At 46.7% G+C, this 21985-nt stretch carries 19 protein-coding genes; 11 read left to right on the top strand and 8 right to left on the bottom strand.

The window, feature by feature from the left end; genetic code table 11:
* Window positions 1-114: 114 nt before the first annotated feature.
* A complete protein-coding gene (locus tag AB447_RS01405) occupies window positions 115-333 on the top strand; it encodes a YczF family membrane protein (protein ID WP_048355444.1) in 219 nt (72 codons plus the stop codon).
* A 36-nt stretch (window positions 334-369) separates the two neighbouring features.
* Here the strand turns inward: AB447_RS01405 and AB447_RS01400 are convergent, their stop codons facing one another.
* Window positions 370-2106, bottom strand: a complete 1737-nt coding sequence (locus AB447_RS01400) for a right-handed parallel beta-helix repeat-containing protein (RefSeq protein ID WP_048355445.1) — start codon at window positions 2104-2106, stop codon at window positions 370-372.
* A gap of 297 nt (window positions 2107-2403) precedes the next feature.
* On the opposite strand from AB447_RS01400, the gene AB447_RS01395 reads away from it, so the two are divergent.
* The 3 genes from AB447_RS01395 (at window position 2404) to AB447_RS01385 (ending at window position 5767) form a co-directional block, all read left to right on the top strand.
* Window positions 2404-3894 (top strand): peptide MFS transporter, encoded by a 1491-nt coding sequence (locus tag AB447_RS01395; protein ID WP_048355412.1) that lies wholly within the window; start codon window positions 2404-2406, stop codon window positions 3892-3894.
* A gap of 105 nt (window positions 3895-3999) precedes the next feature.
* A complete protein-coding gene (locus AB447_RS01390; RefSeq protein ID WP_048355413.1) occupies window positions 4000-4317 on the top strand; it encodes a hypothetical protein in 318 nt (105 codons plus the stop codon).
* 298 nt (window positions 4318-4615) lie between these two features.
* On the top strand, window positions 4616-5767 hold the full coding sequence (locus AB447_RS01385) for a phytase (protein ID WP_048355415.1): 1152 nt from the start codon (window positions 4616-4618) through the stop codon (window positions 5765-5767).
* Between the two features lie 38 nt (window positions 5768-5805).
* Here AB447_RS01385 and AB447_RS01380 read toward each other — a convergent pair whose 3' ends face one another.
* On the bottom strand, window positions 5806-7881 hold the full coding sequence (locus AB447_RS01380) for a beta-galactosidase (RefSeq protein WP_048355416.1): 2076 nt from the start codon (window positions 7879-7881) through the stop codon (window positions 5806-5808).
* A gap of 294 nt (window positions 7882-8175) precedes the next feature.
* On the opposite strand from AB447_RS01380, the gene AB447_RS01375 reads away from it, so the two are divergent.
* On the top strand, window positions 8176-9093 hold the full coding sequence (locus tag AB447_RS01375) for a bifunctional helix-turn-helix transcriptional regulator/GNAT family N-acetyltransferase (RefSeq protein WP_048355417.1): 918 nt from the start codon (window positions 8176-8178) through the stop codon (window positions 9091-9093).
* A gap of 16 nt (window positions 9094-9109) precedes the next feature.
* Window positions 9110-10381, top strand: a complete 1272-nt coding sequence (locus AB447_RS01370) for an MFS transporter (protein WP_057957402.1) — start codon at window positions 9110-9112, stop codon at window positions 10379-10381.
* A 78-nt stretch (window positions 10382-10459) separates the two neighbouring features.
* On the opposite strand, the gene mmsB is transcribed toward AB447_RS01370, so the two are convergent.
* The 6 genes from mmsB to AB447_RS01340 form a co-directional block, all read right to left on the bottom strand.
* The gene (gene mmsB, locus AB447_RS01365; RefSeq protein ID WP_057957401.1) at window positions 10460-11671 is read right to left on the bottom strand and encodes a multiple monosaccharide ABC transporter permease; all 1212 of its coding nucleotides are present in this window, start codon (window positions 11669-11671) and stop codon (window positions 10460-10462) included.
* Window positions 11646-13214, bottom strand: coding sequence for a multiple monosaccharide ABC transporter ATP-binding protein (gene mmsA, locus AB447_RS01360; protein ID WP_048355418.1), 1569 nt, complete (start codon window positions 13212-13214; stop codon window positions 11646-11648). The genes mmsB and mmsA overlap by 26 nt, the downstream gene beginning before the upstream one ends.
* Window positions 13215-13218: 4 nt before the next feature.
* Window positions 13219-14298, bottom strand: coding sequence for a multiple monosaccharide ABC transporter substrate-binding protein (gene chvE / locus AB447_RS01355; protein ID WP_048355419.1), 1080 nt, complete (start codon window positions 14296-14298; stop codon window positions 13219-13221).
* Window positions 14299-14425: 127 nt separating this feature from the next.
* The gene (locus AB447_RS01350) at window positions 14426-15613 is read right to left on the bottom strand and encodes a response regulator transcription factor (RefSeq protein WP_232517624.1); all 1188 of its coding nucleotides are present in this window, start codon (window positions 15611-15613) and stop codon (window positions 14426-14428) included.
* Window positions 15604-17367, bottom strand: coding sequence for a cache domain-containing sensor histidine kinase (locus tag AB447_RS01345; protein WP_048355421.1), 1764 nt, complete (start codon window positions 17365-17367; stop codon window positions 15604-15606). Before AB447_RS01345 ends, AB447_RS01350 begins: the two co-directional genes overlap by 10 nt.
* On the bottom strand, window positions 17354-18352 hold the full coding sequence (locus AB447_RS01340) for a substrate-binding domain-containing protein (protein ID WP_057957400.1): 999 nt from the start codon (window positions 18350-18352) through the stop codon (window positions 17354-17356). Before AB447_RS01340 ends, AB447_RS01345 begins: the two co-directional genes overlap by 14 nt.
* Window positions 18353-18801: 449 nt before the next feature.
* Between AB447_RS01340 and AB447_RS01335 the strand changes: the two genes are divergently transcribed.
* Genes AB447_RS01335 through AB447_RS01315 form a run of 5 tightly spaced genes read left to right on the top strand, consistent with a single transcriptional unit; the run spans window position 18802 to window position 21477 of the window.
* Window positions 18802-19185, top strand: a complete 384-nt coding sequence (locus AB447_RS01335; RefSeq protein WP_048355446.1) for a YwqH-like family protein — start codon at window positions 18802-18804, stop codon at window positions 19183-19185.
* Window positions 19186-19199: 14 nt separating this feature from the next.
* Window positions 19200-19478 carry a YwqI/YxiC family protein gene (locus tag AB447_RS01330; protein ID WP_048355422.1) on the top strand — a complete coding sequence of 93 codons (279 nt, stop codon included), beginning with the start codon at window positions 19200-19202 and terminating at the stop codon, window positions 19476-19478.
* Between the two features lie 22 nt (window positions 19479-19500).
* Window positions 19501-20886: a ribonuclease YeeF family protein gene (locus AB447_RS26575; protein WP_232517736.1), complete on the top strand. Its 1386-nt coding sequence runs from the start codon at window positions 19501-19503 to the stop codon at window positions 20884-20886.
* A 10-nt stretch (window positions 20887-20896) separates the two neighbouring features.
* The gene (locus tag AB447_RS01320; RefSeq protein WP_046133062.1) at window positions 20897-21163 is read left to right on the top strand and encodes a hypothetical protein; all 267 of its coding nucleotides are present in this window, start codon (window positions 20897-20899) and stop codon (window positions 21161-21163) included.
* Window positions 21164-21174: 11 nt separating this feature from the next.
* Window positions 21175-21477, top strand: coding sequence for a DUF4176 domain-containing protein (locus AB447_RS01315; RefSeq protein WP_057957399.1), 303 nt, complete (start codon window positions 21175-21177; stop codon window positions 21475-21477).
* Window positions 21478-21985: the final 508 nt, after the last annotated feature.

Genomic DNA, 21985 nt, shown 5'->3' with positions numbered 1-21985 from the left:
CCCCTTTTTTTCTTGTTTTTCGTATTTTTCCTAACAACAGATCATTTATACCCGCTGAAGCGCATAGCGCTTTGTGAAAACAGAGAAAATAACGGAAAACGGAGAGTGGTGTTTATGAAAGTCATCGGGGTCGGGTTTTTGCTGTTCATCTGCTTAATGACGTTTTCAATTGCGCTCGATTTTTATCAGGGGATGACGCTGCATGAGGCGGTGGTCAATAATATGTCGTTCACCACTTTAGAGCTGGGTGAATATGTGATCATCCTTTTCTATTTTCTGTTTCTTACGGCAGCGGCGATTTTGAACGGCAGAAAAAAGAAAAAAAGGACATAAAAAAACGGACTCCCTTCGTAAAGGGAGCCTTGTTTTTCACACGACTATATTTCCTTTTACGACATCTGTCTGATGACTGTGAATCGTCCCTTTCACAACCGTGTTTCCGACAATTCTCGATTGTGTTGAGGCATCGGTTTGGATGGCTGTGATTCCGTCTGCCGAACGGCTGTGGATGGTATTGTTCATGATGAGGGATCCTGTTGACTGGCTGATGTAGAGGATGATGGCCGGCCTTTCCTCTCTGATAAGAGAAACGGTATTGCCGATGAATTCATGCGTTCCAAGCGTCATATAAATCGTCACGACAAGAGGAGAATCTTCAATCATATTGCCGAATATTTTCGTTTCCTTTTCCGTCGAGCAATAGATCGCAAAATTTTTAAAACCGGTGATGGTGTTATTCTGAATGACGGCGGAAGCCCGATCTGTGACCGATAATGAATAGGATTCCGGCACGATTCGAAACGAGGCCGGTGAAATGAAGTTGCCTTCGATAACCGCGTTTCCCTGTGAGATCCAGACCCCTCTTGAAAACAGCTTGATAACGTTTTGTTTCAATTGCACGTCTTCGCCCGAGCTTCTTACCGCAAGGATGACGTTTGTAATGGTGTTATTGGAAAAGGTGATGCGGTCTGACTGGGTGACGCTGAAGCCGACGCTTTTCTTTTTTTCCGGAACGCCGTTTTCGATGTCATTCCCTTCAATGAAAACCTGTGATGCCGTATAAACCGAAATCCCCGCATTTTCAAAATCGTTTATCTTATTGCCGGAGACAAGAACGCTTTTGCCGCGGATATCTATACCCGTCGAAAAGCCGGTGATCAAATTTCCTTTAATTACAGCATCACGGTCTTCCCCCAAAGTATCTGTTCCCAGTCCGGCAATGCCCGTTTTCGGCCGCGCCGCATCCGGATTGTTTTCCAAAACGTTGCCGGCAATGATCGTCTTGGCCCCGTATCCATAGGAAATAGTGCCGTCCGCGCGGTTTCCTTCTATTACCACAGAGGCTCCGTTAAAATTGGCGACCGCGCTGTTTACATTGCCTTTGAAGACGTTATTTCGAATGATGACATTGACGGGTTTTTCATAAACGACAGAACCTTCACTGTAACCTTCGATATCGATGCCGAACCGCGGGGCCGTGCCGTTTCCTGTCCCTGCATCCTCAATGTTGCACCCTTCAACCAGTACGCCGTCACAGCCCGTGATCGAGATGTTGTTCCTGCGGGAGCGGCTGATGTTGCAATTCCGCACCGTCACGTCCATTGAAGGTTTGTAGCCTTGACCGCCGGTGCTGATGATGATGCCGTCACCGGTAAAATCTACTAGTCTCACGTTTTCGATCAGCACATGTGACGCTCCCTCGACGCAGATGCCGAACCCCCATTCATGCGTCGGCCTCGGCGTTGGCGTGTAAGTGTGATCATCCCTGTCTCCGATGATTGCGCCTCCGGATATTTTGACGTTCGATTCACCGCCTATATAAAAGACAGAATAGCCCCATGAACCGTTTGGCTTGACCTGCATGACCGCTTCGGCATCCATCTGAATTGCAATGCCGCTTGGTACATTGATTCCCGCGTTTCGAAACGGGAATGCGGGATCGCCGTTTTGCGTCGCATCAATCAAGTATGTTCCATTCGGTATCCATACTGTATGGATGCCCATAGACTTTGCCCATTTCAGACATTCGTTGATTGCGTTTGTGCAATCTGTATTGCCGTCGCCGACAGCGCCGAATTTTGTCACATCGGCAACCGTCATTGTCATTTCCTCGGCTTGCCGCTCTGGCACGGTATATTCAGCCTCCTTTTGAAAAATCTTCTATTCTCTCATCTATATGCCGCTCTATTAACATTCGCTTGTACAAAAATAGATAAAATTTTATCAAAAAATCTTTATATCAAACGCTCCCCGAAAATCTTTTTTCTCACCTTATATAAAGCGCTTTACCAACAGGGTCTTTTTCCTTATTCAATAGATAAATCAATTTAAGGTGTATTGACACGATCATTATATAAGAATATGATTTTTATAATAAGCTCAAAAAATGAAGGAGTATTGCGAATGTCTAATCATCAAAATGAAATTATTCAAAACATTCCGCAAAAGGGGTTTTTTGGACATCCCCGCGGGCTCTTCACTCTATTTTTCACTGAATTTTGGGAGCGTTTCTCATACTACGGCATGAGAGCGATCCTTATCTATTATTTGTATACACAAGTGTCCAAAGGCGGCCTCGGCTTTGATGAAAGCACGGCAAACTCGATTATGGCCGTTTACGGCTCCCTCGTCTATATGTCGGGAATCATCGGCGGCTGGATCGCGGACAGGCTCCTCGGCACGGGAAGAACCGTATTTTACGGCGGCGTGTTCATTATGTTCGGACACATTCTTTTGTCGTTCCCTGGCAGCGTCCCCGCTTTCTTCGCCAGCATGTTTTTGATCATCATCGGGACAGGCCTTTTAAAGCCGAACGTATCAAGCATTGTCGGCGACCTGTACAGCCCTGAAGATAACCGCCGCGATTCAGGGTACAGCATCTACTACATGGGGATCAACCTTGGCGGATTCCTTGCGCCGATTATCGTCGGCACAGTCGGCCAGACGTACAACTATCATCTCGGATTCAGCCTTGCCGCCGTCGGAATGTTCATCGGACTTGTCACATACGTGCTGACGAGAAAGAAAAACCTCGGACAAGCAGGTCAAGCCGTTCCGAATCCGATGACGCCGGCTGAACGGAAAAAAGTATTCGTGTGCTTCGGCCTCGGTGTTTTAATCATCGCGATCATCGTCATTTATTTCATTATGAAAGGCCTTTTGACGATCAACGTGTTTACGATGGTTGTCAGCATTCTCGGCATCTTGATTCCTTTGGTTTATTTCATCGTAATGTTTTGCAGCTCGAAAACGACAAGTGACGAAAAATCCCGTCTTATCGCTTATATTCCGCTGTTTATCGCATCGATGATGTTCTGGGCGATTCAGGAGCAGGGCGCCAATATCTTGGCAACGTATGCAGACAAACGGACTCATTTAGAATTTATGGGGCTGCAATTGCAATCATCTTGGTTTCAATCGTTAAACCCGCTGTTTATCGTCGTGCTCGCGCCGGTATTCGCGTGGCTCTGGATGCGTCTCGGGAACCGCCAGCCGTCGACTCCGACGAAATTTTCACTCGGGCTGATTCTGGCCGGCTTGTCATTCATCGTCATGATTTTCCCTGCCTATATTAACGGCACTCAATCGCTTGCTAATCCTATATGGCTCGTACTGAGCTTTTTGATCGTCGTGCTCGGGGAATTATGCCTCTCCCCAGTCGGCTTATCTGCAACGTCAAAGCTTGCTCCTGCTGCTTTCTCCGCGCAGACGATGAGCCTCTGGTTTTTGTCAAACGCTTCGGCACAAGCCATCAATGCACAGATCGTAAAGTATTACAATACAAATACCGAAATCGCCTATTTCGGAACGATCGGCGGAGTAGCTATCGTATTAGGATTGATTTTATTTATGCTCTCTCCTAAAATTCAAAAATTTATGAAAGGCGTTCGTTAATCGAACACTCTGCAGTCTGTCTATAAGACAGGCTGTTTTTTTTGAGGACTCGCCTTTGGTTTATCGAATAATCGAAATATCAATTTAGGAATGGAGGCTGATACAATGGAAATCACTCCAACGGCAAAATCCGGATTTACCGGAGGCGGCTTTATAAAAACCGTCACATTTGAAGAAGCCGAAGCGAAAAAGCTGCACGGGGTCATTTTGCAATTGAAGAAGCGCTATCGGGAAATAATCGGCATGAAGGATGACAGAGGAATGTGGGCGATTTCGAAACATTTCGGCGAAGAACAATTCGATTTCTGCATTTTGATGGAAACGGCCATCCTGCCTCAAGCTCTCCCGGCGGGAATGATCAGCTTTCAGGTTCCTCCCCTGACATATACGCATACCAGGCATCCGCAGCACGAAAGCCTGTAAGCAACTTATCGAAACATCTATCAGTGGATGAAAAATTAAACGACAAAGCTTTCACACACATGGAGTTTTATCCGATAGACCAGGATCTGAACGCGCCCGAATTTGATATATACGTTCCAAAGAATGAACCTGATCATTGCTCCCCGCAGTAAACCTGGACAAAGTGATTTAAAATCCCCATATGCGAACTATAGAATTCTCCAACTATATCGGATCTTTTTAACAAAAATTAACATTCAATTAAATTTTAACTTACATATATTCGCTATAATAAATTCCAATACAAGGAAGGTGTTATATGAAACATAATCTTTGCAAAACGGCCGCTGCATCAATTCTTGCAGCAGGTATTTTCGTTTCTCCATTGAGCGGGCTTCCTCAAACAAAGGCAGCCGCCGTAAAAGGCTTCACGGTGACTGCCGATATGGAAACGGAGCCGGTGAACAACGCCGATGACGCCGCAGATGATCCGGCTATCTGGGTTGATCCAAAACATCCTGATAAAAGCAGGCTGATCACTACGAATAAACAATCCGGCTTAAACGTGTATGACCTTGAGGGAAAGCAGCTTGCCTCCTATCCATTCGGTCAATTAAACAATGTTGACCTTCGCTACAATTTCCCGCTGGGAGACAGGACGGTCGATATTGTCGGAGCATCCAACAGATCAGCCGGAAAAAACACGATCGAAATATACGCGCTCAACGGCACTAAAGCCGGGTTAACATCGATCGTCAATCCGAAAAAGCCGATTAAAACGGCCATTAATGAAGTCTACGGATTCAGCTTATACCACAGCCAGAAAACCGGAAAGTTCTATGCGATGGTGACGGGAAAGGACGGCGAATTTGAACAGTACGAGCTGTCAGACAACGGAAAAGGACAAGTCGAAGGCAAAAAGGTGCGGGCATTTCAAATGAGCTCGCAAACAGAAGGACTTGCAGCAGATGACGAATACGGCAACATGTACATCGCAGAGGAGGATGTCGCGATTTGGGCATTCAGCGCCGAGCCGAACGGCGGCGAACACGGAAAGATCATCGATCAGGCTGACGGAAGGCATCTGACCGCCGATATTGAAGGGCTGACCATTTATTACGGGGCAGACGGTACGGGATATTTGCTCGCATCAAGCCAGGGCGATAACAGATACGCCATCTACGACCGGCAGGGAGATCACAAATATATCGGCACGTTTTCAATCGCAGACGGCAAAACCATTGACGGGACAAGCGATACGGATGGAATCGACGTCCTCGGCTTCGGGCTTGGCAAGAAATACCCGTACGGAATCTTTGTTGCCCAAGACGGCGAAAATACCGAAAACGGCGCTTTAAGGAACCAAAACTTCAAAATCGTCTCTTGGGAAAAGATCGGGGCAGCCTTGGATTCTTTACCAGCTCTGAAAGATCAGGTCAATCCGCGCAGCCTGAAAAACCGTGCAGAATAAATGGAAAAAAATCCGGAGAATGGTTCTCCGGAATTTTTTTATTCCGCACGATGTCTCCGGCGCAAAATGACTGTTCCGTATGGCGGCAATTTAACGGTTCCCTTCTTGCGGGTTCCTTTCAGCACATCTGTATACACCTCATCCGGGAGGGCAACGTTTTCGTTTTCCTCTGTAAAGTTCAAGAGAAAAATATAGTCATGCTTGCCGTCTGTACGCATCTGAGCCGTCACCCCGTCCGGAAGATCCGTATCGAGCACTTTGGCGATTCCGGTTTCTTCGATGAGCTTTGAAACGAAATCCTTTTGAAAAGACGCTTCATTTCTCGATGCGATATAGTAGGCTTTCCCCGCTCCATACAGATTGACCGTCAGAGCCGGTCGGCCCGCGTAAAAATCTTCTTCGTAAAAGGCGAGCGCTTCGGCGCCTTCCAGATGAATCAAGTCGCAAAGCTCAGCCGCCTCATATCGTCCGCTGAGCCCGAGCCGATTATCGGCGTCCATGACGATCGCGTTCTTCTGTCCGTCGTGAAGGGCATCGATTTCTTCAGACCGGATGCCAAGCGTCTTTCTCAGGCCGCCGGGAAAACCTCCAAGGAAAGCCAGGTCGTTTTCATCGACAATTCCCGACCAGTATGTCGCAACAAAGGTGCCGCCTTCTTGAACAAACCGCTCGATCCGTTCGGCCGTATCCTGTTTCAGCATGTAGAGCATCGGTGCGATCACCAGTTTATATTTCGAAAAATCACCGTCCATATGAATGACATCGACCGGAACCCCCTCCTGCCAAAACGGTTGATAAAACGATTTAACCGTCCGTTCATAGTGAAGACCGATATTGCGCGGACCTTGGGCGTCTTCGAGGGCCCAGCGGTTTTCCCAGTCAAAAATAAGCGCAACTTCCGGTTCCGCCGTCGTACCGGCAATTTCATCAAGCTTGTCCAGTTTTTCACCGAGCTTTTTCACATCCTGAAATACGCGCGTATGCTCAGAGCCCTCATGATCGACGACGGCACCGTGGAGCTTCTCGCTCGATCCGCGGCTTTTTCTCCATTGAAAATATTGGACGGTATCAGAGCCGTGGGCGACCGCCTGCAATGAGGACAGCTCATGCATACCCGGCCGCTTCAGCCTGCTGACGTCGTGCCAGTTTGTCATGCTCGGCGTGCTTTCCATCAGCATGAACGGCTTGCCGCCTTTTAAGGAACGGTTGATGTCATGGACGAAAGCGATATCCGCCCCCAGCTCGCTGTCTGTCTGCTTATTGTTGTGCCACGCCGGATAGGAGTCCCATGAAATGACGTCAAGCAGATCGGTGAACTTCCAATAGTTCAGGCCCGGGAATGTTCCCATGAAATTCGTCGTGACGGGCAGTTCAGGATGAAAGGAGCGGACATGGGCGATTTCGTGGCGGCAAAAATCCACCGTCTGATCGGTGACAAAGCGCTTCCAGTCCAAATTCAGGCCGTGAACGGCGTCTTCGCCGTGGGGAGCCGGCGATTCAATCTCGTCCCAGTCCGTGTAGGTATGGCTCCAAAATCCCGTCCACCATGCATGGTTCAGCCGATCGAGCGTTTTGTATTTTGCCAGCAGCCATTCCCTGAATTTGGCCTGGCACAGATCACAGTGGCATTCTCCGCTGTATTCATTGGAAATATGCCAGCCGATCACAGCCGGGTGATGTGCGTACCGTTCGGCAAGCTTGCCATTGATCACCGCCGTTTTTCGCCGATAAACAGGCGAGGTGTAGCAATGGGTATGCCGCTTTCCATGAAGGCTCCGCACCCTGTCCGCCTCCGTTCTGAGGACTTCCGGATACTTTTTGGACATCCATGCCGGTTTGGCGCCGCTCGGCGTGGCCAAAAACGCATATATGCCGTTGTCCTTGAAAGCATCCAACACGCGGTCAAGCCAGTCAAACGTAAACCGTCCTTCTTCAGGTTCAAGGGAAACCCAGGAAAAAATCCCGACAGACATCACATTGCAGCGGGACAGCTTCATTAAGCGGATATCCTCTTTTAATACGTCCGGGTAATTGAGCCACTGATCCGGGTTATAATCGGCTCCATGCAACAATCGGGGAACTTTCGGGCTGATCGGGGGAAATGATGTAACCATCCGCATTTCATCCTTTCGTCTTCATTTTCATAGAACGTGATGACAGCGGCGTCTCGTTACGTTAAACGATTTCAATATAAAGGTTCGTGTATTGCGGGATCGTCCGTTTGTTAGATTATATACGATTCTTTCCCGCCTCTTTCCTGCCTGCCGATCTGGATTTTATGGAATATTTGTAAAATATATTCTATAATTGTTATCATAAACAAATTCCGGTCCGGCATATACTTGACTAAATCAACTATTCTATTATAATTGACTAAAGCAACGATTTAACGAGAGAGAGGTTTTCATATGACGGAAGTCGACCATTCCATTACTTTAGAATTCAGAAAGTTCAATCGATTTTACACCAATGTGCTCGGTTTTCTGAACGAACATATTTATGACAGCCCGTTTTCTTTAACGGAAACTCGGATATTATTTGAGATCAAAAATACGAGCCATTGCACGGCCAAGATCCTTCAGGATACGCTCGGCCTTGACCGCGGATATGTGAGCAGAATCATCAAACGGTTTGAAAAGGAAAACATGCTCTATAAGGAAAAAAGCGAAGAAGACAGCCGCAACCATTACCTGTATTTAACCGGGTTCGGCGAAACCATTTATAAAAAGCTCGAGGCAAAAGCAAACCAGCAAATTGAATATATGCTGGAACGTGTAGACGCTAAAAGCCAAGGAAAACTGGCTGCCGCGATGGAGACGATCGAATGCATATTGTCGGAGCAGCTCTTGCCTAAAGTATCTGCCGTTTCGATAAGAGACTACTATATTTCAGACGATATCAAGATGATCATTGAAAAACAGCGGCTATTTTATAAAGAGGCGCACGGGTGGGACCATACATTTTTGAACTACCTTCATGAGACGTTTGACGCCGACATCGAAAAGATTTGGATCGCTGAGAGCGCCGGGAGGTTCGCGGGATGCGTCGGGCTCGTCAAACACGATGACCGCACCGTGCAGCTCAGATGGTTTCTGGTCGATTCCGCTTTTCGGGGCAGGGGAATCGGCAGCAGCCTGCTCAGAGCGCTCATGGATTATTGCAGAGAAATGAAATTTGAACGGATTTTTCTTTGGACTGTCAGCTCAATGGCTGAAGCACGCCCTCTTTATGAAAAATTCGGATTCAGACTGACTGAGGTCAAGGATGAGGCGCCGTTATGGGGGCAGCGCCTTCAAGAAGAACGCTGGGACATTGAACTAGCCTGATGAAATGGGAGGAGCTATGAAACGAAAATTACACTACGCTTGGATTATCGTATTTGTGACATTTTTGACGCTGTTGGCCGTTCAGGGAGTCCGCCTTTCTTTCGGCGCCTTTATTCAGCCCTGGGAGGAAGAATTTTCGCTGGACAGGGGCACCATTTCGCTTATTTCCATGCTGAGCTTTATCGTCTATGGGGCCTCACAGCCTTTGATCGGCAGGCTGGTCGACAAGTTCGGCCCGAGGATCATTTTATCCTTCAGCACGCTCCTTGTAGGCTTGAGCATCTTTTTTACATATCTCGTCACCACCCCTTGGCAGCTGTTTATTTTGTACGGGATCATCGCTTCGCTGGGAGTCGGAGGAGCGTCAAATGTCGCTTCAACCGTTATTGTGACCAATTGGTTCAATGAGAAGCGCGGACTTGCATTCGGGATTATGGAAGCGGGGTTCGGCGCGGGGCAGATGCTTCTCGTGCCGGGGTCTTTGATGCTGATTCACTGGTTCAACTGGAAGGTGACCGTCATCGTCCTTGGAATCTTTTTAATCCTGATCGTGTTTCCGATCGTTTTATTGTTTTTACGAAACGACCCCGCAGAAAAAAAACTGCTGCCGATCGGCGGCGCCAATGCGGAAGAAACGAAAGATGAACCATCCGGCAAGGCGAAAAAAGTTCCGTACCGGGCCGTCTTTTTAAACAAAAAATTTTGGTTTCTGATTTTGCCGTTTTTCATTTGCGGGTTTACGACAACCGGATTAATGGATACGCACCTGATCCCTTTTTCGCATGATCATGGCTTTTCAACCGAAGTAACCAGTGCCGCCGTCAGCCTTCTGGCCGGATTTAACATCATCGGCATTTTAATATCCGGAGTCGTCGCAGACCGCTGGAGCAGCCGAAAAATCCTCTGTTTTCTATACGCCGTGAGGGCGCTGTCCCTTGTCATTCTGCTGACAAGCCATCAGCCGCTGCTCCTTCTTGTGTTCGCGGTTTTGTTCGGCCTGGTCGACTTTGCGACTGTCGCGCCGACGCAAATGCTCGCCACGCAGTATTTCAGACAGTATTCTGTCGGCTTTATTCTCGGCTGGCTGTTTCTCAGCCATCAAATCGGTTCGGCGCTCGGGGCTTATCTGCCCGGTGTATGGTACAGCCAGACAGGCAGCTACAATCCGTCCTTCTACTTGTCGATCGTGATTTTGGCGGGAGCAAGCATTTTGAACATCTTGCTGCCCGAACCGCAAAAGGTGAGCCGGATACCGGAAAATCAAACACAGTCCATCAAGCAAAACTGATCATAACAAAAACCTGTTTTTGCCTTATCAAAAACAGGTTTTTACTTTTGCAATTAAAACGAAAGCAGATGGACTTCATTAAGAAACTTTATTTTTATTGTATATATCAAAAGCGACGGCAACGAGAAGAACGAGCCCTTTAATAGCCTGCTGCCAGTCGATGCCGAGGCCGAGCAGGGACATGCCGTTGTTCATGACGCCCATGACGAGGCCGCCGATAATCGCCCCGCCGATCGTGCCGATTCCGCCGTAGGCTGAGGCGCCGCCGATGAAGCAGGCCGCGATGGCATCAAGCTCAAACAGGTTCCCCGCTTTCGGCGTTGCCGCATTTAAGCGCGCTGCAAAGATCAGCCCCGAAAGCGCGGCCAAGACTCCCATGTTGACAAAGACGAGGAACGTCAGCCGTTTCGTTTTGATTCCGGACAGCTCGGCCGCTTTTTCGTTCCCGCCGATCGCATAGATTCTCCGTCCGACGACCGTTTTTTTCATGACAAAGGTATAGCCCGCTATCAGAACAAACAGCGTGATCAAAATGAGCGGAATGCCTTCATAGGTTGCGAGAATGTAAGTAAACAGATTGATGATCGCGATGATAAACAATACTTTGACGGCAAACAGCCCTTTTCCCTGAATATCGAATTGATATGTTTTCTGCATCTTTCTTTGCTGAAGCTGATATATAAGATAAAACACAGATACCCCGATCCCGATTACGATTGTCGTCAGATGAAGCATGCCTCCGTTCAGCCAGTCCGGGATAAAACCGGAGGCCATCCTTTGAAAGGAAATGGGGAACGGCGCGATCGACTTGCCTTCAAGGACGATCATCGTCAGCCCCCTGAACAGGAGCATCCCCGCGAGCGTGACGATAAATGCCGGGATCTTCACATAAGCGATCCAAAAGCCCTGCCAGGCGCCGATCGCGGCTCCCAATAAAAGCGACAGCACGACGGCGGCAGAAAGCGGCATGTCATTCTGGATGATCATCATCGCGGATACGGCGCCGACAAATGCGGCGACCGAACCGACCGATAAATCGATATGTCCTGTGATGATGACGAGCATCATGCCGATCGCCAAAATGAGAATATAGCTGTTTTGCAACACGAGATTGGTAATATTCAACGGCCTGAGCAATATCCCGTCCGTCAAAATTTGAAAGAGCAGCATGATCAATACGAGCGCAATCACCATGCTGTATTTCCTGATATTCTGTTTATACATGTCGGCCAGCAGCTGAATGTATCCGGGCTGCGCCCGGTCTTTATCGGTTTGCACCGGTGTCTGCATACGCCTCTCCCCCTTTCTCCGTTCGGATGGTCATGTATTTCATCAGCCGCTCCTGGTCGGCATCTTCTTTGGCAAATTCCGCAGTGATCGCACCTTCGCACATCGTATAGATCCGGTCGCACATTCCGAGCAGTTCGGGAAGTTCGGATGAAATGATGATCACCGCTTTTCCTTCTTCGGCCAGCTGATTGATGATCGCATAGATTTCGTATTTGGCGCCGACATCAATCCCACGTGTCGGTTCATCAAGGATTAAAATATCGGGCTCTGCAAAGATCCATTTGCTCAGCATGACCTTCTGCTGATTTCCCCCGCTTAAATTTCCCGTTTGCTGATACACGTACGGCGTTTTGATGTTTAATTTTTTGCGGAAGTCTTCTGCTTCATGTTTTTCTTTCCGCTCATCCAACACCATGCGGCGCGACACTTTTTCCAGTTTTGCCAGGGTGATGTTTTCTTTAATGCTGTTCATTAAAATCAGGCCGTTTCCTTTGCGGTCTTCGGTCACATAAACGATGCCGTTTTTGATGGCGTCCCCGGTATTTTTGATGTTCAATTCCCGGCCGTCTTTTGTGAGCGTGCCGGAAATGTTTTTCCCGTAAGAACGGCCGAAGATGCTCATCGCAAGCTCTGTTCTGCCTGCCCCCATCAATCCGGCGATTCCTGCAATCTCGCCTTTTCTGACGGACAGATTGGCGTTCTTGACGACTTTCCGCTCCTGCCTGAGAGGATGATGGACGGTCCAGTCTTTTACTTCAAATATGACCTGACCGATACGTGCGTTTCTACCGGGATAGCGGTTTTGCAGTTCACGTCCGACCATACCCTTAATGATCCGGTTTTCCGTCAATTCCCCGCTTTTCACGTCAAGGGTTTCAATCGTCTGACCGTCCCTGAGCACGGTTATCGAATCCGCTACCTTCGTAATCTCATTTAATTTATGGGAAATCATAATCGAGGAAATCCCCTGCCGTTTCAGCTCCAATAAAAGCTGGAGTAAATTTTCGCTGTCAGACTCGTTCAAAGCGGCAGTCGGCTCATCCAGAATCAACAGCTGCACCTTTTTAGCGAGCGCTTTCGCAATTTCCACCAATTGCTGTTTTCCGACACCGATTTGCGAAATCAGCGTGTCGGGCGATTCGTGAAGGCCGACCTTTTTCATCAATTCGAGCGTTTCCTGCTTTGTTTTCCGCCAGTTGATGACGCCTCTTTTTGCCTGTTCATTTCCTAAAAACAGATTTTCCGCAATGGAAAGCTCGGGGATCAGCGCAAGCTCCTGGTGAATGATAACGATTCCCGCTTCCTCGCTTTGCTTAATATTCTTAAACCGGCAGACTTCCCCTTTGTATAAAATATCACCCGTGTACGTTCCGTAAGGATATACGCCGCTTAACACCTTCATCAGCGTCGATTTTCCGGCACCGTTTTCCCCGCACAGCGCATGGATTTCGCCCGATTTGACGCACAGGTTTACACTTTTAAGCGCTTTGACGCCCGGAAACTCTTTTGTGATGCCTCTCATCTCCAAAATGACATCCGGCATGACGTCACTTCCCTAATTCCGATTCTTTATAGTAACCGCTTTCTACCAAAACCTTTTTGTAGTTCTCTTTATCGACGACGACAGGCTCAAGCAAATAAGACGGGACGACTTTTTTTCCGTTGTCATACGTCTTTGCATCATTGACCTCGGCTTTTTCGCCCTTTAAGACCGATGTCGTCATCTCGACGGCTTTTTTCGCCAGCTCTCTCGTATCTTTAAAGATCGTTGACGTCTGCTCGCCTTTCATGATCGAATTGACCGAAGCAAGCTCTGCATCCTGTCCGGTGATGACCGGCAGCGGCTTTTTATCCGTTCCGCAGCCGGCTCCCTTTAACGATGAAATGATGCCGATGCTGATCCCGTCATACGGCGAAAGCACTGCATCCAGCTTCGCCTTCGTATAATGGGCGCTCAGCAGATTGTCCATCCGCGCTTGGGCGGTCGCGCCGTCCCACCTTAATGTTGCTCCTTGCTCAAACGAGGTCTGGCCGCTTAAGACCTTCAGCTTCCCGGAATCGATATAAGGCTTCAAAACAGACATGGCACCGTCAAAGAAAAAGTGCGCATTATTATCGTCGGGCGATCCGGCGAATAGTTCAATGTTAAACGTGCCTTTTCCGTCTTTTAAGCCGAGCTTTTCTTCGATATATTTCCCTTGAAGCTCGCCGACCTTGTGATTGTCAAATGTCGCATAGTAGTCGACATGCTCGCTGTTCATGAGAAGTCTGTCGTAAGAAATGACTTTGATATCCTGTTTGCTCGCTTTTTCGAGGACGTCTGTCAGCGCTTCCCCGTCAATCGAAGCGATCACGAGGACATTGACGCCTTTCGTGATCATGTTTTCAATTTGTGATACCTGGTTTTCGACCACGTCTTCCGCATATTGAAGATCCGTTTTATACCCAAGCTTTTCAAACTCTTTCACCATGTACTTCCCGTCATACACCCAGCGTTCAGAAGATTTCGTCGGCATCGAAATTCCGACATAGCCTTTCTCTTTCCCTCCGCTCGCCTGATTGCCCGAGCAGGCGGCAACCGTTAGACAAAGCAACAGCAATGCAGTCAACAGCCAGCATTTCTTCACGCTTCATATCCCCCTTTTCATTTCTCCCATCGTGAATCAAGCCAACTGTACCATTTCCCGGCGATATCCGTCTTTTGAATTAATTAACTATTTTTATAAAAATCAGACTTTTTTTAAAGCGCTTACATTACAATTTTCTACCCGTTTGTTCAATTCCCGACATACGGCGGTACTGGTTCGGCGTTACCCCGATCGTTTTTTTAAAAATGGTGCTGAAATAGTGCTGCGTATCATAGCCGGTTTGCTCTGCGATATCATGAATCGGCAATGACGTCGTTTTCAAAAGGTGAACCGCTTTTTGCATGCGCATCTCCGTCAGCAGCTGCACAAACGTCATCCCGAGCTCGCGCTTCATCATCCGGCTCAAATAGACGGCCGAGACTTGCAGGGCATCTGCCGTCTGCATTAAGGAAAAATCCCTTTCAGCAAAATGCTTTTGCATATATTCCTTGGCGCGGGCTACAACCGGTGATCCATTGAAGGACCGTGCGGCCTTTTCCCTGCAAAATTGATACGCTTCAGGTACGGTTTGCTCCATTTCTGCAAGGTTGATGAAGCAGGAGGAAACACCGGCATGTAACCCGCCCTTCATCATCTCCTCAAACGCCCTTTGTTCTTTTTCCGTCATGACGCGCCATAAACAAACTCCTACAAGATGACCGTCTCCGAAAACAACGGCTGCTTCAGGCTCTTCCTTGAAAAAACGTTCGGCTTGTTGTTTCACGTGATCCGGCTCGATCGATACATTTCCGGTGCTGACGACGCCGAGCATGTCCGGTATCCGCGGCGGAAGCCGGAGGCTTTCGAGCTGTGCGCAGACTTCCTCTTCGCGAATCTGCCCTCTTACCCAATGTTGAAAGACATGCTCTTTCAGAAGGCTGAGGTTTTTTTGAATATGCAATTGGTCGCGCTGCTTCTTTTTTTCAGCGGCAAGCGAGCTGCTGATATTCCGAAGCACCTGGTCAAGCTGGCCCGGTTCCACGGGCTTAAGCAAATAATCATCGACCTGTAAGCGAATCGCCTCCTGGGCGTATGAAAACTGATCATAGCCCGTCACGATGACAAACCGGCACAGCGGCAGCGCCTGACGAAGCTTCTTCATCAGCGTCAAACCGTTTACGATCGGCATGTTCAAGTCGACGATCAATAAATCGATCGAATGTTTAAGGGCGAGCTCAAAAGCTTCCTCTCCATTTTCCGCCTCTGCCGCCACCTCCATGCGGTATCGCTCCCATGAAACGGCATCGCGTATCCCCTCCCTGATCCAAGGCTCATCATCGGCAATCAGTACGCGCCATTCTTCACTCAAGTGCATTCACTCCCTTTTAAAATCGGCAGCCGGATCGTAACAGAGGTTCCCGCTCCTTTTTGGCTTTCGACCGTTAAACCGTACGGCTCCCCAAAGGTAAGGAGAATCCGTTCATGAACATTGATCATTCCGTAGCCTTCCGTGCTTTCCCTCATTTTTAACTGCCTGGAAATACGCTCTAATGCAGACGCATCCATTCCGGCTCCGTCATCTTCAACGCGTATGATCAGACAGCCGTCTGCTTCTTCTCCTTTGATGCTGATATGCCCCGGCCCCTTCTTTTCTTTAATGCCGTGATAAATCGCGTTTTCCACAATGGGCTGTAGGACGAGCTTGAGGATAAAGCGCTCACCCTCTATTGCAGGCGGGACAATCGAATAATTCAGCTTATCCCGGTATCTTGCTTTTTGGATTTTCAAATAGTTTTCAACATGGGCGAATTCGTCTGATAAAGGAATGATGTCCCGGCCCTTGCTTAACGATATGCGAAACAGCTTTGATAAAGCCTGCACCAAGTCTGTCACTTCATGCGCTCCTTTTTTTCTCGCCATCCAGTTGATCGTATCCAAGGTGTTATAGAGAAAATGGGGGTTGATTTGCGCCTGCAAAACTCTTAATTCGGCCTCCCGTTTTTGCCGCTCCTGTTTTTCGGTTAATGAAATCAGCTCTTTGATCCTGAGCATCAAGCTGTTGAAGCTTCTTCCCAAAAGGCCGATTTCATCCTGCCTGTCCTCTTCGTAAAGCGTCGAAAAGTCTCCGCCTTCTGCTTTTTGCATAAAAGAATTCAGCTTCAAAATCGGCTTTGACATCGAATGGGACAAATAATAGGAAGCCGTCATTCCCAAAAACGCCGCCGTAAATAAAAACAGCATCACGTATAAGTGGATTTCCTTCACTTCGAAGACCGGTTCACCCGTTTTAAAGACGCCGATCGTCGTCCAGTTCGTAAAACCGGAAGTCTCATAAATAAACTGGTACTCCTCTCCTTTGATCCGCTTCGTAAAGTTCCCTGAGCTTTTCTTTTGAAACCACTCCTTCGGCAAAAACAACTGCGAAGATTCCGGTGAATAAATATTGCCGCCGTTTTCATCCATAATCAGCAAATAACCCGTTTTACCCAAACGGATATTTTTCGTCGCTTCAGCAAGCACCCTCAGCTTCAGATCGATTAAAATGACGCCTTTGACACGCTGCGTCTCCGGATCGATCACGGCTCTGACGGCTGTGACGACTTCGTCTTCCCCGTAGCCGACATGGCTTCTGATATTCCGGTTAACGGGCTTACCGATCATCTTGAAAATCCCTTCATTCTTCACGGCCTCCCGATACCACGGCTCCTCCGTCAAATCGGTCTTTGTCCGTTCATACATCTCATTGCTGATCATGTCCCCTCTGTCATTGACAACGAGAATGCCCGCCGCTTCAGAGTATAAAGAGGTCAGCCCCTGCAAAAACGTCCGCCTCTTATAATCAGCTTCACCGTCTTCTTTTTGATGACGAAAAAACGCTTCCATTTCGTCATTCGTCGAAATCAAATATGTCAGGTTCTGCATGTGGCTGACATAGACCTCTGTCGTCTTATTCACTTCGCCGATTAATTGCAGCGTATGGTCGATCACCTGTTTTTCGATGGTGCTTTCAACCGCCCACCCCGACAGAATGCCAAGACCGATCGACGGCAGCATGCTGATCAAAAGCAAAAGGCTGATCAGCTTATAGCGGATCGGCGCATTGTTGATCACAAGCTTAATCATTCGCATAGTAGGCTTCTACATTTTCCTTTGTGATCATCGTAATGCCCGTATCGATCGACGACGGAAGCGGACGTGCGGTTTTCATATCAGGCGGGAAATGGCGGCTCGAAAGGAACAGCATATGAAGCGACCAGTAGCCCATCTGCCACGTGTCCTGGCCGAGGGTTGCGGCAATCGATCCATCTTTGATGCCGTCCAGCGTTTTTTTGTCTTTATCAAAGCCGATGATACTGATTTTTTCTGTCAATCCGGCGGCTTTCACAGCCTGTGCCACCCCGCTGGCGCCATTCGCTTCAGTCGTGAAAATCCCCTTGATGTGCGGATTTTTCTTCAATAATGCTTCAGCCTGTTTTTTCGAAGCGAGTTCATCCCCTTTTCCGTCGAGAACCGCAGCAACCTTCATCTCCGGATAGCTCTGTTCGATCGTTTTTTTAAAGCCCTTCGTCCTTTCCTGATGATTGTATTGATGAGGCTGAGTGATCACGGCCGTCTCCCCTTTTCCGTTCAAAAGCTTTGCCATTTTATGGGCGGCCGCGGCGCCGGCGTCCCTGTTATTCGTGCCGATGTATGTCGAAGCGTTGCTCCCGGGCGCGTCTGAATCAAAAAGAACGATTGGAATCCCCTGTTCGTGCGCTTTGTTGATAACGGAATCGAGTGCCTTCGGATCAATCGCCGAAACCGCGATCCCCGCCGGTTTTTTGGCGATAACCTGCTCCAGCACGGTCATTTGTTCATGGGCATCATAATGAGCCGCACCTCGATATTCGACAGACACATTGAAAAGCTGTGCAGCATCTTCAAAGCCTTTCAAACCGCTTTTCCAATATTCAATCCCGGATTGAAACGTCACCATCACAAACTTTTCCGACAGACTCCCTGTTAAAGGCCCGCCTCCTTCATTTGAAGCGGCTTTTTCGCCGCGGGAATAATTATAGACATAAACAAACAACAAACAAAGCAAGACCGCATATACCATCAGCAGCTTTTTCATCTTCATCCCCCTGTTGATACAGGAAACAAGACAGCGGTTTCAAACGGTTCGATTTCAGCATTATATTTTCTATAGCTTCTGATACAGACGTTGGAGAAGTCTTTGTCCCCTTTTCCTCTTTGTGTATATGAAACACCTAAACTATTTGACATTTCGGATGAAAAACCTTGTTCGCCCATTTTTTTCTTAACATAACCTTAAATTTCTCGAAAAAGTAAATAAATATCATAACCGAAGAACTAGTTCTTTAGGTCTATCTGTTGGTTGATAGAGTGCAGATCGCTGAATGTTTCAGCTTTTCCATATACCACGCGACTTTCAGGGTTATGGTAACGGTTCATTTTTCCTATTCAACTTATTTATACCATGTAGTAACATTAAAAAGGTCCTTTTTTGAATAAATACCAATATGCCATTTGAATCAAGTCATTAGGAGGTGGCAGATCATGATCATCTGGGAAAAAACGAAGCTATTTACCATGCAAGGCACTCTTAACATCAAAAAAGAAGAGCTGGTACAGCTGAAAAATTGCGAAACCGAACTGACAGGCGTAAGAGAGGAATTCAACGATTCGAAAAGCAGCATAAAAAAGCCCGGACTTTCTTCAACGACGTGGCAGGGCAGTCTTGCCGACTCTTTTAAAAACGTCAGAAACGATATGAAATCAGCCTATGACGATATTTGCGGGAAGCAATTTGATGATCTGTTTAAAAAATTACACGAGCGCATCAAATCATTAAGCAACGAAATCGACTCGCTCGGCAAAGACATCAGCTCGCTTCATAAAAAGATTGAAAAGCTGGAAAAAGAAGAGAAAAAAGCTCATCACTAAAGGAGTCTGAAAACATGAGCCAAGAAATCAAAGTCAAAACTGGTGAAGTCAAACAAGCACTCTCAAAGCTGAAGCATTCGGCACACGCGATCAAGCCAAGTGTTCCGACGGACATTAAAGGCCAAAATAAGCTCGATGTCGCCGACAAAATCGAAGACATGAACAAAGACTTGAAAAAGCTGACAGCAGCCTACGCTTCAGCGCTCTCAAAACAAATCGCCCAAACCGAATCAGCCGTAGAGACGATGAAGGATACAGATAAAAAGCTGGCATCATCCATCAAAACGAAGTAGAAGGAAGGGAATCGCATTGAAAATGTTAGATGTTCAGGGCTTTCAAAACAGCCTTGACCAAACGCTCTCCGAATTGAAAAATCAGAAAGACGACATTTCAAAAGTCAAACAAAGCGTCAAAAGCATCGCCTCTCTCGACGACGCTTTAAAAGGCGCAGGCGGCGAAGCGATCCGTTCCTTCTATGAAGAGTGCCACACGACTTTTCTTCTTTTTTATGAATCTTTTATCTCAGACTATAAAGGAATTTTAGAAAAGACGAAAAGCGCCCTTCACTCCCTGGAACCCAACCAAGACGGATTCATCTCACAGAGCTTTCTCGAAAACGAACTCCATGACGGCGTCAGCCAGGCCGAATCGCTGACAGCCAGACTGACGGCAAAAGCAAATATGACAGCCGCCACCGTCAGCCACATCGTCAGCCTCCCCACCTTAGATGACACCGCCGTCAACGAAAACGCCAAAAAAGCCCAAAGACAAATCAGCGACACGCTCGAAAAACTCCACACCTTTGACCGCGAACAGACGAAAGCGCTGGAAGCGGCGAGGCAGGATTTGGACACGATGATGCAGTATGTCGAGCAGCTGGAGAAGATGTATACGGGGCCGAGGATTGAGATACAGGAGTATCAGAGCGGGTCGGTATTGGCACAAAAGAGTAAAACGGGCGACAGTTCAACAATAGATGGGATTGACGATAGCCCAATGCAACGAATGCTGGAAAAGATCATAAAAAACAGTGATCAAACATCTTCTGAAGATGAAAAAGAAGTTAAAAGCAGTTTAAAAAAGAAAAATGAAAAAATTGAATATACATATGATAAGAGCGGTCTTTTAGGATTCTATGGAGCAGGTAATGTGTATGGATCTGTAAAAGTAGATGGGGGATTAACAATTAAAGGCGAGTTAAGCTTATTCGACACAAATAAAGCATTTAGAGACAAAGGGATGTCCGAAAAGCCTACTTCCTTTAAAGCAATAGATGCGAAGTTCACCACCGCAATCCCCAAACTTCAAGATACACCAAAATATATTTTAGCTGGAGAAACAGTCGGTTTAAAAATAGAAGGTGATATAATAGACGCAGAAATTGGACATGAAAAATCCCCAGTTTCTTTTGAAGCCAAATTTGGTCATGCGCAGGCAAATGCAAACATTTCCGAATACACTGCTTCCATAGGAGGCGAAGCAAGTGTTGCTGAGGCTGAGATAACCGTAAATCCTTTAAATTGGTTTGGTTATGAACCGTTAAAAGAATGGTTCAACATTGATATAGATCCCTATGTTGGTTTAGGTGTTTCTATAGGAAGTGTAGGGGTTGGGGGCAGTGTCGGTTTGGAAAATGAAATCTATGCGGCAGATGGCGTCGGTTTATCATTCAAGTTTGGGGCTAAATTAGAGGAAGAATAGGAGAGTCAAGATGACGAATGATACTGATTTTTTTGCAAAACGAATAAATTCAGCAATCATTGTTGCTTCATTGTTGGGACCATTTGCTTGGTTATGTATGCTAATAATTTTAACTGTACTAACAACTCAAGAGCATATGCCAATTAAAATTTTCATGGATTGTGTATTACAAATATCTTTCTTTTTCTTAGTGATACCTTTATGTCTGCATATCTACAGAAAAAAAGTATTACTTAAAAAACATCCTCATCTAGCTAAGAAAAAACGACAACGTTAGGAGCTTATTAGATGACTCAAGTTAAGCGAGAATATAAGTGGCTGCCAATTGGCAGCATTGTCAAACTAAAAAACATTAAAAAAGCCGTAATGGTGTACGGCCGCGATCAAATTCAATCTTCAAGCAAAAAAAATTTTGATTACGTTTCAGTACCATACCCTGAAGGAAATATTACCGAAGAATTCAATCTATTTTTCAATCATAACATGATTGAAGAGGTATTATTTGAAGGTTTTATCAATGATGAAGAAATCATGATGCAAAAAAAACTAAATAAAAAACGAAAAAAACCTTCAGACGCTGATGAGGTGTAACTTTTGTCTAAATTCCTAATAAAGCGAAGGAATAAGGTTATTCTTATAGTTTATCTTATTTTTTTATTTGGCATTACTGCTTCAGCTTTAGTGATTCCATCACTTGGTTTTAGAGGAAAGATATTTATACTTTGCTTTAATTTTCTTTCAGCCACAGGTTTCGCCTTTCTAATCTACATTGTTTTGAATAGGATAATGAAAGACTGAGCATCTCCACCGGGATGCTTTCTCTTTATGCTGATTTTGAACAGCATAGGAACTAAATTCCTGAAATTAAAAGAAATTTTGAACCAGATACATACGAGGACTCTGCCAACCGTCAATACAAATTATGTTGTTACTTGAAACATATGTTAAAAACAAGAATATTTAACGCTCATGTGAACGATATGAAAAAATGATTTATCTCAACCCTGAAAATCCGTCCCAAAAAATAACGAATCTATTCGTTTTCCTTCTTGTAGGTACCGGTTATTTTGTTTGCAGACGTCTACGCAGATATAACTGG

Origin of the sequence: Bacillus glycinifermentans (genome assembly GCF_001042475.2) — a bacterium.
GTDB classification, from domain to species: domain Bacteria; phylum Bacillota; class Bacilli; order Bacillales; family Bacillaceae; genus Bacillus; species Bacillus glycinifermentans.
This window is presented reverse-complemented; position numbering and strand designations above follow the sequence as displayed.